We start from the raw sequence: 11,749 nt of genomic DNA, 5'->3' as shown, positions 1-11,749 counted from the left end.
AGACGTGCGCGATAGCGCGGTCAGGAAGGCGCGTTCGTGCTTGCGGGCAAACTGCGCCTGCGTGCGACCGGCTGTCGCATTAAAAATCGTTAAGGTTTCGGAGCGTTCAGAAATTTCATCAGAATTTGGGGGTAAAGCTGATGTTCCGCCGCCTTGACCCGCTCGGACAGAATTTCAGCCGTATCGCCGGGCAGGATGGGCACGCGCGCCTGGCCCAGGGCGGGGCCTTCGTCCACGCCCTCGGTGACGATGTGGACGGTGCAGCCCGCCTCCTGGTCGCCCGCTTCTAGGGCGCGGGCGTGGGTGTTCAGGCCGGGATAGAGCGGCAGCAGCGACGGGTGGATGTTGAGCATCCGGCCCGCCCACCCGCGCACCAGCCACGGCGTCAGCAGGCGCATATAACCGGCCAGGGCCACGACCTGAACGCCATGTTCGCGCAGCAGGGCGTCCACGGCGCGTTCGTGCGCCTCTCTATTCTTGCCGAAGGGGGCGTGTTCGACGGCGACCGCCTGAACGCCCAGCGCCCGCGCCTTGTCCAGACCGGCGGCGTCCGCGATGTTGGAGACCGCCAGCACGACTTCATACGGCGCATCCGGCGCCTGTCCCGCCTCGATCAGGCTGACCATGTTCGATCCGGTCCCGGAGATCAGGACGGCGACACGGGTTTTGGCGACGGACATGGGCGGCTCACGCGTGGAAGATGGCGTGACTGCCATGCGGCCCCGAAGGCGACTTAGCAAGAGGGGCGGCAGGGTCGAGGGGAAGGGCGCAGCGCCGCCGAACCATTGTTGCTGAACCGACGTAAACTCCGTTGCTTCTTCGGAAACAGCGGCGTTAGCGTCCATGCGCCGGGGGAGTCCGGCATCCAAGGGGGGAGTATCCTATATGCGTCGTCTGTTGACCGCCGCCTGCGCAGCGGCCCTGTTGGCCGCGCCGGCCGTTTCCATGGCTCAGGAAGCCGCGTCCAGCGGCGGCTCGGGGCCGGTCCGCTCGGCCTCTGATCGCCTGCGCAACGTCACCGCCGAACAGATCGAAAAGAACTGGGCGCGCGCCACGGCCGATGAATCGGAAGTGACCACCAGCCACTCGATCAACGCCCACGGCCGCACCCTGCGCTACAAGGCGACGGCGGGCACGCTGACGGTCCGCAATGACGCGGGCATGCCGACGGCCAGCCTCTTCTATGTGGCCTATACGCTGGACGGGCAGCCGGTCGGTCGTCGTCCGATCACCTATATGTTCAACGGCGGGCCGGGTTCGCCGACGGTGTGGCTGCACATGGGCGCGTTCGGCCCGATGCGGGTCCAGACCGATGAGCCGGTGGTCGAACGCCCGGCGCCGTTCAACCTCGCGCCCAACGACATGACCCTGCTGGACAAGACCGACCTGGTCTTCATCGACATGGTCGGCGCCGGCTATTCGCGTCCGCTGGGCGAGACGCCGGGTTCGGCCTTCTGGGGCGTGGATCAGGATGCGGACACCTTCGCCCGCGCCATCATGCGTTACACGACCAAGTTCGACCGCTGGTCCAGCCCGAAATACGTTCTGGGCGAAAGCTACGGCACCCTGCGCGCCGGCGCCCTGGTGCACCAGTTGGAAGATCGCGGCATGTCGCTGAACGGCGTGGTGCTGCTGTCGTCGATCATGAACTACGGCGTGCGCCAGCCGGGCTATCCGCAGAACTTCGTCACCCTGCTGCCGACCTATGCGGCCACGGCCTGGTATCACAACAAGATCCCGAACAAGCCCAGCCTGGAAGAACACGTCCAGCGCGCCCGCGAATTCGCCATCGGCCCCTATGCGGCGGCCCTGTCGAAGGGACACCTGATCTCGGACGCCGAGCGCGCTCAGATCGCCCAGCAGATGAGCGCCCTGATCGGCATTTCGCCGACGGTGCTGGATCAGGCCAACCTGCGCCTTGAGCTCAGCCCCTTCCGCAAGGAACTGCTGCGCGACCGTCGCCAGACGATCGGCCGTCTGGACACGCGTTACCTGGGCATGGACGCCAGTGCTGTGGGCGGCTCGCCCGAGGAAGACCCGTCCAGCAGCGCCATCACCGGGGCCTATTTCAGCATCTTCCGCGACTACATCGCCACGACGCTGAACTACCGCACCGATGTGGATTACCGCCAGTCGGCACGCGGCCTGCCGGGCTTCAACTGGGACTGGAGCCACCGTCCGCCGGTCGGCGGTCCGCAGACCACGCCGAACACGGCCGTCGACCTGGCCACCGCCATCCGCCGCAATCCGCACATGAAGGTGCTGGCGCTGAACGGCTATTACGACGCCGCCACGCCGTTCTTCAGCACGGAATACGACCTGGCCCAGATGATGCTGGAGCCGCACCTGCGCCGGAACCTGGAGTTCACCTACTATGAAGGCGGCCACATGATGTACACGGCCCGCCCGGCGCTGGAGCAGCTCTACACCGACATGGCCAAATTCTACGACGAGACGGTCAACGGCGGCCTGCGCTGATCCCGGCGACAGTCTGAAATGAAGAAGGCCCCGGTCAGCGCGACCGGGGCCTTATTCGATGGGTCTGGGTTTTCGCTCTTATCCCCGTCTCCACGCCGTCATCCTCGGGCTTGACCCGAGGATGACGGAGGATGAAAGACCGGTGAGCGCGTGTGGATCAGGCCGCCTGAAGCTGCCCGCAGACGAAGGCCGTCTCGCCCGCGTTCAGCAGGGCGGCCAGCACCGGCTCGACGTTCTCGGGCGCGACGATCAGGATGAAGCCGACGCCGCAGTTGAAGGTGCGGCGCATCTCGTGGTCCGAAATGCCGCCCGTCTCAGCCAGCCATTGGAAGACGTCGGGCATGGGCCAGGCGTCCCAGTCGAAGCTGGCCTCAAGGCCATCGGCGATGCAGCGCGGCGGGTTTTCGATCAGGCCGCCGCCCGTGATGTGGGCCGCGCCCTTGATCAGGTCGGCCTTCATCAGCGGCAGGACCGGCTTCACATAGATGCGGGTCGGCTCCATCAGCGCCTGGGCCAGGGACAGGTCCTTGGCGAAGGGGGCGTCGTCGCCCCAGGCCAGACCGGACTTCTCGACCACCTTGCGGATCAGGGAATAGCCGTTCGAGTGCGGCCCTGAGGAGGCCAGGCCGATGATGACGTCGCCGGCCTTCTGCTGGTCCAGATAGGGCAGGACCTTGCCGCGCTCGACCGCGCCGACCGAGAAACCGGCCAGATCATAGTCGCCGCCCGAATACATGCCCGGCATTTCGGCCGTCTCGCCGCCGACCAGGGCGCTGCCCGACTGGCGGCAGCCCTCGGCGATGCCGGCCACGACGCGGCGCGCGGCGTCCACGTCCAGCCTGCCCGTGGCGTAGTAGTCCAGGAACATCAGCGGCTCGGCGCCCTGCGCCAGCAGGTCGTTGACGCACATGGCGACCAGATCGACGCCCACGCCGTCGTGACGGCCGGTCTCGATGGCGATCTTCAGCTTGGTGCCCACGCCGTCCGTCGTCGTGACGATCAGCGGATCTTCGAAACCGGCGGCCTTCAGGTCGAACAAGGCGCCGAAACCGCCCAGAGAGGCCTCTGCGCCGGGGCGGCGGGTGGACTTGGCCAGCGGCTTGATGGCGTCGACCAGCTGCTCGCCGGCGTCGATGTCCACACCTGCGTCGGCGTAGGTCAGACCGCTTTTTTGGGCCTCAGGGGTGTCGCTCATCGGTCACGGCTCGAAATCGGGGGCGAAAATATGTCGCGGCGCTCTTGCCACGACGGCGTCGCGCGGGGCTATAGCATCGGAATGACGCTAATCACCACCAATGACGCGCTGATCGCCTTCTGCGATCGTCTGGCCAAGGCCCCGTACATCACCGTCGATACGGAATTCATGCGGGAAACCACCTACTGGCCCAAGCTGTGCCTGATTCAGGCGGCGGTCTCGCCGTCCGACGCCGCCATCATCGACCCGATGGCCGAGGGGCTGGATCTTGAGCCCTTCCTCGACATCCTGCGCGACGAATCGATTCTGAAGGTCTTCCACGCGGCCCGGCAGGACGTGGAGATCTTCAACAAGCTGGGCGCCATGCCGCGTCCGCTGTTCGACACCCAGGTCGCCGCCATGGCCGCCGGGTTTGGCGATCAGGTCAGCTATGAACAGCTGGTCCGCCAGATGCTGCGCCAGGAGCTGGACAAGGGCAGCCGCTTCACCGACTGGGCGCGCCGCCCGCTGTCGGAGGCGCAACTGACCTATGCGCTGGGAGACGTGACGCACCTGTCGGCGCTGTATCCCAAACTGCGCGACCGGTTGCAGAAGGAAGGCCGCCTGGACTGGGTCATGTCGGAAATGGGCGCGGTCACCGACCCGGCGCTGTACGACACCTCGCCCGAGAACGCCTGGAAGCGTCTGAAGCCGAAGAAGTTCAACGCCAAATACCTGGCGGGTTTCGTCGCCACGGCCGTGTGGCGCGAGCGCGCGGCGCAGGAGCGCGATCAGCCGCGCGGCCGCATCCTGAAGGACGAGGCCATCGACGAGATCGCCGTCCAGACGCCGACCGACCCGGACGCCTTCAATCGTCTGCGTTCGGTGCCCAAGGGCTTCGGCGGCTCGCGTCTGGGGCTGGAGCTGGCGGCGGAACTGAAGCGCGTCCTGGCCGACCCGGAAGCTCATGCGCCCAAGCTGGAGCGCCCGGCCAACAGCCAGCCCGCGCCGCCCTCGGTGGTGGAGCTGCTGAAGGTGCTGCTGAAGGCCAAGAGCGACAACGCCGGCGTGGCCGCCAAGCTGATCGCCACGGTGTCGGACCTCGAAAAGATCGCCCTGAACGACAATGCGGACATCGAGGCCATGAAGGGCTGGCGCCGCGAACTGTTCGGCGAAGACGCTCTGAAGCTGAAAAAGGGCGAGATCGCCCTGGTGCTGAACGGCGCCCGCGTCGAAGTGGTCGAGATCGAGGGGTAGCCCTTTCTCCCTCCCCTTCAAGGGGAGGGTGGTCGCGAAGCGACCGGGTGGGGAGGGCTGGGTGATCGGCCCTCAGCGCTTGAATAGCCTTGCCGCCCCCACCCGGCTTCGCCTTTCAGGCTCAGCCACCCTCCCCATGAAGGGGAGGGAGATGCGTTGCGCTAGATCTTCAGCGTCAGATCCATCGCTTCCGCCAGCGCCTTGGCGCGCCGTTTCGTCTGTTCGCCCAGCAGCATGTCGGCGTAGCCGTTGGCGGCGGTGACGCGCAGGGCGCCTTTCTCGACCGTGGCGGCGGCGTTGGCCAGCAATTGCGGCGAGCGGCCCGACAGGTCGCAGGCCAGCCGCATAGCCAGCCCCAGGGCTCGCGCGCGCTTCTGGCCCTTTTCCGACAGCAGGCGCTCGACCGTTTCGGGCGCCGGCGTGCGCGCCTCGCCGCCGTAGCGGGCGTTCATCGCCACGGCCATGAAGGCGCGCTCGGCGTGGGTCTGGCCGGGAATGGGCGACCATAGAACCTGATCGAACACCAGGCTGACGCGGTGGTCGGGGTGCAGACGCGCGCCCAGGTCCGCCAGACGGCACACCGAGGAGGTCAGCAGGGCGTCGCGCTCCTCTCCGAACACTTCGGGCAGGGCGGAGACCACGGACTGCAGCCAGCCGTCCAGGGCGCGGGGCAGGGCCGGGTCCACGCCCTGACGGCCGCCCCAGGCCGAACACCCGGCCAGCAGGGGATCGACCACGCGCATGGCGGGGTCCATGCCGTGATACAGCAGTCCCTCGCGAACGCCCCAGGCCGAGAAGCTGACCGAGGTCAGCCCCAGGCGGTCGATCAGCCCCTCCAGCACCAGGGCGGCGTAGGGCAGGGTCTCGGCGCGGCGCTTGGACAGGCCGGGCAGCTTCTCCAGCGAGGCGCGGGACTGGCGCGCGACCAGCCGGGCCATGTCGCGGGCGTCGGCTGCGCTCATGGCGTATTGGTGGACGATGCGGATCGGATGCTCGACCATCGCCATATGCATCTGAGCCAGGCTGCGCCAGGCGCCGCCGACGGCGTAGAGCGTCGGCGTGGCGTAATGGTCCTCGATCGGCTCCAGCCGCTTGGCGATGCGGCCGCGCAGGCGGTCGGCGTCGAAGCCCCTGTCGTCCAGCAGGGCGAAGGGCCCCAGCGGCAGGGTCACGCCCGGGCCGCGCGGACCGTCGCCGATCCGCGTCAGCTCCAGACTGGCGCCGCCCATGTCGGCGGCCACGCCGCGCGCGCCGGGGTCGCCTGCCAACACGCCCAGCGCCGAATATTTCGCCTCTTCCTCGCCGTTGAGGACGCGGATGCGCAAGCCCGTCTCGGCGGCTACGCGCTCGCAGAATTCGGGGCCGTCCTCGGCCTGACGCACGGCGGCGGTGGCGGCGACCAGCACCTGATCGGGCTGGACGCCCTCGATCACGGCGGCGAAGCGGCGCAGCGCCGTCATGGCCATGACCACGCCTGGCTCAGACAGGCGCCGGGTGGCCGCCAGGTCGCGACCCAGACCCGCCAGAACCTTTTCGTTGAACATGGTCCAGACGGCCCGGCCTTCCAGTCGGTACAGCACCAGACGCACCGAGTTGGAGCCGATGTCGATGACGGCGATTTGCTTCGATTCGTATTCGCGCTCGGGACTCATCAGCGGCGCTTCCGCGGCTTGAGGCCCGGATAGGACAGGGCGCCGGGGAGGGTCTTCACCTTGCGGCCGCGCCCCGACAGGCTGGGGTTGGTCATGAAGTATTTGTGCGCCGAGAAGGGCCGTTCGGACCCGCTGGGGACCACCCGTCGATAGGAGCCGTCAGGCTCCAGCACCCAGCTCTGGGCGTCGTCTTTCAGGTTGGCGACCATGATCTGGTCGAGCACCTGGTCGTGAACGGTGGCGTTCAGGATCGGCGTCATCACCTCGACGCGGCGTTCCAGGTTGCGCGGCATCCAATCGGCCGAGGAGATGTAGACCCGCGCCCGGTTGCTGGGCAGGTCGTGGCCGTTGGCGAAGGCGACGATGCGGCTGTGCTCCAGGAAGCGGCCGACGATCGACTTGACCCGGATGTTCTCCGACAGGCCCGGCACCCCGGGGCGCAGGCAACAGATGCCGCGGATGACCAGTTCGATGCGCACGCCCCATTGGCTGGCGCGATAAAGGGCGTCGATGATCTCGGGATCGACCAGGGCGTTCATCTTGGCCCAGATGGCGGCGGGCTTGCCCTTGGCGGCGGCCGACATCTCCTTGCCGATCATCTCGATCAGGCTGGTCTTCATGTTCAGCGGGGAGACGACCAGAGCCTCCAACTCGTCCGGCGCGGCATAGCCGGTGATGTAGTTGAACACCCGCGTGGCGTCCCGGCCCAGCGCGGGATCGCAGGTGAACAGGCTGAGGTCGGTGTAAATCTTGGCCGTGACCGGGTGATAGTTGCCGGTGCCGAAGTGGCAGTAGGTGCGCAAGGATTCGCCCTCCCGCCTCACGACGACGCTCATCTTGGCGTGGGTCTTGTACTCGACGAAGCCGAAGACGACGTGGACGCCCGCCCGCTCCATCTGGCGCGCCCAGCGCAGGTTGGCTTCTTCGTCGAAGCGGGCCTTCAGCTCCACCAGGGCGGTGACGTTCTTGCCGTTCTCGGCCGCCTCGATCAGGGCGGCGACGATGGGGCTGTCCTTGGAGGTGCGATACAGGGTCTGCTTGATGGCGATGACGTGCGGGTCGCGCGCCGCCTGACGCAGGAACTGCACCACCACGTCGAAGCTCTCGAACGGGTGGTGGATCAGCATGTCCTTTTCGCGCACCGCCGCGAAGATGTCGCCGCCGTTATCGCGCACCCGCTCGGGATAGCGGGGCTCATAGCCCTTGAACTTCAGGTCGGGATGGCCGCCGGGGATCAGTTCGGAGAGCTGGGCCAGGCCGAGCATGCCGTCGACCAGCACCACGTCCTGCGGCTGGGCGTGCAGCTGGGCGATGATGAAGTCGCGCAGGTCGTCGGGCATGTCCGCCTGAATCTTGATGCGGACGACCGAGCCCATGCGGCGCTGCTTCAGCGCCTCTTCGAACTCCATGACCAGGTCTTCGGCTTCTTCCTCGATCTCGATGTCGGAATCGCGGATCAGGCGGAACAGGCCCTTTTCCAGGATCTCGCAGCCCGGGAACATGTGGTCGATGAACAGCAGCAGCAGGTTTTCCAGCGAGACGTAGCGCGTCCGTCCCGGCGTCGAACGCCCGTCCGTCGCCAGCGCCCAGAAGCGCCGCACCTGCGTCGGCACCGGCACCAGGGCGTAGAGGACGCGGTTGTCGCTGTTGCGGCGCAGCTTCAGCGCCAGGGAGAAGCCCAGGTTCGGCAGGAAGGGGAAGGGGTGCGCAGGGTCGATCGCCATCGGCGTCAAGACGGCGAAGAGCTGGTTCAGGAACTCCGGCTCAAGCCGCTCGCGCTCGGTCTTGGTGATGCGGGCGCGCTCGACGATCTCGATCCCGGCGGCGGCCATCTCCTTGCGCAGGACGCGCCACTGGCGCTGCTGTTCGGCCATCAGGCCGCCCGCCGCCGCATTGACCTGCTCTAACTGCTCGGCCGGCGTCAGGCCGTCGGGCGAGACGACGCGGATGCGCTCACGGACCTGACCCTTCAGGCCAGCCACGCGGGTCATGAAGAACTCGTCCAGGTTGTTGGCCGAGATGGACAGGAAGCGCACGCGCTCCAGCAGGGGGTGGCCCTCGTTGGCGGCCTCTTCCAGCACCCGGCCGTTGAAAGCCAGCCACGACAGCTCGCGGTTGATGAAGCGCTCGGGCGAGGCCATCAGCGCCTCGGACAGCTTAAGTTGCGGCGCGCGCGAGGAGGGGACTTCCTCACCGGTGGTGTCGACGGCGATGGGCGCGATATCGGTCATGATTCCGTTGTCGCGCGCGCCTGTGACGGCTGCAACCGCGATTGTGTCGCGGCGGGCGGACTTTGGAACGCTACCTGCAATTCCGCTCATCCCGGCGGACGCCGGGACCCAGTGCTTTGGCTACAAACTCACGCGTGTATTGGTGAGCAGGTTTTTTAGTGGGGCGTCTGAGGCTCTTACTGGATCCCGGCGTCCGCCGGGATGAGCGGTGGTGGAGGGGCGCTTATTCCCCGTCCAGCACCTGGCGAGCCAAAACGCGCGTTACGGGACGGTGCAGGGCGTCCAGGCGGTCGACCACGGCCTCGGCGGCGTCGGCCGAGCGGTCGATCCGGCGGACCAGATACTCGATCAGTTCATCGGCCGGGGTAATGTTCCGGCTGGCGAAGGCGCGGCGCAGCATGGCGGCGAAGACGACGTCGTCGGGCGCCTCGATCCCGACGGTGCGGATGGCGTTCAGGCGCGAGCGCAGGTCGGGCAGGTCCGTCGCCCAGGCGCCCGGCGGATCGCGCGACACCAGCAGCAGGGCGCCGCCGCCCGACTGCGTCAGGTTGATAAGGTGGAACAAGCTCTCGTCATCGGCGTCCTGGGCGTCGTCCAGCAGGACGGGGCGGCCTTCCAGCTCCAGCGGGTCGACCAGGGCCGCCTCGGCGCCGTGCAGGGCGATGGCGCCGGTGCGCTCGACCCAGGCGGCGGCCAGGTGGCTCTTGCCGCAGCCCGCCGGCCCGAACAGGGCCAGCATGGCGCCGGGCGCTTCGGGCCAGACGGCCAGGGTCGCCACGCCTCCAGCGTTGGCTTCCGAGATCGCCAGGTCGGAGGCGCGCTGGGGCGTCTCCTGCTGCAGCGGCAGGCGCAGTTGACGGATCTCGGCGGCTGGGGCGTTCATGACGATGAACCCTAGCCGGGCGGGGATGCGGGCGTCTCTGTTGATAGGGCGGGATCTCGGGGACAACCGGCCTCGCCCTGTGGATGGCGTATCAGGGGCGTTTGAGGCGTCAGCCTTGACTTTCGGGGGCGATGATGGGCCTTTCCCCGCTCCTAATTCACGCTGTTCGACAGCCGTTTTCAGACGAAATCCGATCATGCACGCCTATCGCACCCACACCTGCGGCGCCCTCCGTTCGACGGATGCCGGCGCGAATGTTCGTCTGTCGGGCTGGGTCCACCGCAAGCGCGACCACGGCGGTCTGCTGTTCATCGACCTGCGCGACCACTACGGCCTGACCCAGCTGGTGCTGCACCCCGAAACGCCGGGCTTTGACATGGTCGAGCGCCTGCGCGCCGAGAGCGTCATCAAGATCGACGGCGAAGTGGTCCTGCGCGAAGGCTCGACTGTCAACGCCAACCTGCCGACCGGCGAGGTCGAGGTGCGCGTCCTGTCTCTGGAAGTCCTGTCGGAAGCGGCCGAACTGCCGATGCCGGTCTTCGGCGAGCAGGAGTATCCGGAAGAGATTCGCCTGAGCAACCGTTTCCTGGACCTGCGTCGCGAGCGTCTGCACAAGAACATCGTCCTGCGTTCGCGCGTCATCCAGTCGATCCGCACCCGCATGGTGGCCCAGGGCTTCCTTGAATATCAGACGCCGATCCTGACGGCCTCGTCGCCCGAAGGCGCGCGCGACTTCCTGGTGCCGAGCCGGATGCACCCGGGCAAGTTCTACGCCCTGCCGCAGGCCCCGCAGCAGTTCAAGCAACTGCTGATGGTGTCGGGCTTCGACCGCTACTTCCAGATCGCGCCCTGCTTCCGCGACGAGGATCTGCGCGCTGACCGTTCGCTGGAGTTCTACCAGCTGGACGTGGAAATGAGCTTCGTCACGCAGGAAGACGTCTTCCAGGCGATCGAGCCGCTGATGCACGGCCTGTTCACCGAGTTCGGCGAGGGCAAGCCGGTCTCGCCGATCGACGACGTGAAGACCTTCACCAACGACTTCGGTCAGACGATGGAGCACAAGGGCTTCGAGCGCCTGACGTTCGCCCAGTCGATGAAGTGGTACGGCAGCGACAAGCCGGACCTGCGCAACCCGATCAAGATGCAGGACGTGTCGGACCATTTCCGCGATGGCGGTTTCGGCCTGTTCGCCAAGATCCTGGGCGCGGACGAAAAGAACGCCGTCTGGGCCATCCCGGCGCCCACGGGCGGTTCGCGCGCCTTCTGCGACCGCATGAACTCCTGGGCGCAGGGCGAGGGCCAGCCGGGCCTGGGCTACATCTTCTGGTCGGACGATCAGCAGTCGTGGGGCGGCCCGATCGCCAAGAACCTGGGTCAGGAGCCGACGCAGGCCCTGATGACCTCGCTGGGCCTGGGCCAGGGCGACGCCGCCTTCTTCACCGCCGGCGACCCGGCCGTCTTCGCCAAGTTCGCCGGCCTGGCGCGCACCCGCGTCGGCACCGAGCTGAAGCTGGTCGACGAGGATCAGTTCAAATTCTGCTGGATCGTCGACTTCCCGATGTTCGAATGGTCGGAAGAAGAGAAGAAGGTCGACTTCAGCCACAACCCCTTCTCGATGCCGCAGGGCGGCATGGAGGCGCTGGAGACTCAGGATCCGCTGACCATCCGCGCCTATCAGTACGACATCGTCTGTAACGGCTATGAGCTGTGCTCGGGCGCGATCCGGAACCACAAGGCCGAGATCATGCTGAAGGCCTTCGAGATCGCCGGCTACGACGCCTCGGTGGTCGAGGAGCAGTTCGGCGGCATGCTGAACGCCTTCCGCTACGGCGCGCCGCCGCACGGCGGCCTAGCGCCGGGCATCGACCGCATCGTCATGCTGCTGGCGGGCGAACAGGCGATCCGCGAGGTCATCGCCTTCCCGCTGAACCAGCAGGGTCAGGACCTGATGATGAACGCTCCGGCCGAAGTCGAGGAGCGTCAGCTGAAGGAGCTGTCGATCCGCACTCAGCTGCCGATCAAGGTCTGATCCAGGCGAGCGCCGAATTGGAAAAGGGAGGGGGCGACCCCTCCC

Annotated in this window: 8 protein-coding genes; 3 read left to right on the top strand and 5 right to left on the bottom strand. The window is 67.2% G+C overall.

Translation table 11 applies throughout. From position 1 onward, the window contains the following. Positions 1–89: 89 nt before the first annotated feature. Entirely contained in the window at positions 90–680 is a 591-nt protein-coding gene (gene purN / locus DA69_RS06675; protein WP_025976730.1) for a phosphoribosylglycinamide formyltransferase, read from the bottom strand. 205 nt (positions 681–885) lie between these two features. Between purN and DA69_RS06670 the strand changes: the two genes are divergently transcribed. Next, positions 886–2,478 carry a S10 family peptidase gene (locus tag DA69_RS06670; protein ID WP_025976731.1) on the top strand — a complete coding sequence of 531 codons (1,593 nt, stop codon included), beginning with the start codon at positions 886–888 and terminating at the stop codon, positions 2,476–2,478. Between the two features lie 157 nt (positions 2,479–2,635). Here DA69_RS06670 and purM read toward each other — a convergent pair whose 3' ends face one another. Next, a complete protein-coding gene (gene purM / locus DA69_RS06665; RefSeq protein ID WP_025976732.1) occupies positions 2,636–3,673 on the bottom strand; it encodes a phosphoribosylformylglycinamidine cyclo-ligase in 1,038 nt (345 codons plus the stop codon). A gap of 81 nt (positions 3,674–3,754) precedes the next feature. Between purM and rnd the strand changes: the two genes are divergently transcribed. Further along, positions 3,755–4,909 (top strand): ribonuclease D, encoded by a 1,155-nt coding sequence (gene rnd, locus DA69_RS06660; RefSeq protein WP_025976733.1) that lies wholly within the window; start codon positions 3,755–3,757, stop codon positions 4,907–4,909. Between the two features lie 161 nt (positions 4,910–5,070). On the opposite strand, the gene DA69_RS06655 is transcribed toward rnd, so the two are convergent. The 3 genes from DA69_RS06655 to DA69_RS06645 form a co-directional block, all read right to left on the bottom strand. Beyond that, positions 5,071–6,561: a Ppx/GppA phosphatase family protein gene (locus DA69_RS06655; protein WP_025976734.1), complete on the bottom strand. Its 1,491-nt coding sequence runs from the start codon at positions 6,559–6,561 to the stop codon at positions 5,071–5,073. Continuing rightward, positions 6,561–8,792, bottom strand: a complete 2,232-nt coding sequence (locus DA69_RS06650) for an RNA degradosome polyphosphate kinase (protein ID WP_025976735.1) — start codon at positions 8,790–8,792, stop codon at positions 6,561–6,563. Before DA69_RS06650 ends, DA69_RS06655 begins: the two co-directional genes overlap by 1 nt. A gap of 223 nt (positions 8,793–9,015) precedes the next feature. After that, positions 9,016–9,675 carry a DnaA ATPase domain-containing protein gene (locus DA69_RS06645; protein ID WP_025976736.1) on the bottom strand — a complete coding sequence of 220 codons (660 nt, stop codon included), beginning with the start codon at positions 9,673–9,675 and terminating at the stop codon, positions 9,016–9,018. A gap of 196 nt (positions 9,676–9,871) precedes the next feature. On the opposite strand from DA69_RS06645, the gene aspS reads away from it, so the two are divergent. After that, positions 9,872–11,704, top strand: a complete 1,833-nt coding sequence (gene aspS / locus DA69_RS06640; RefSeq protein ID WP_025976737.1) for an aspartate--tRNA ligase — start codon at positions 9,872–9,874, stop codon at positions 11,702–11,704. Positions 11,705–11,749: the final 45 nt, after the last annotated feature.

The sequence above is a fragment of the Brevundimonas naejangsanensis genome, from assembly GCF_000635915.2.
Classification (GTDB): domain Bacteria; phylum Pseudomonadota; class Alphaproteobacteria; order Caulobacterales; family Caulobacteraceae; genus Brevundimonas; species Brevundimonas sanguinis.
The sequence above is the reverse complement of the archived record's forward strand: the minus strand, read 5'-3'. Positions and strand labels throughout refer to the sequence as shown.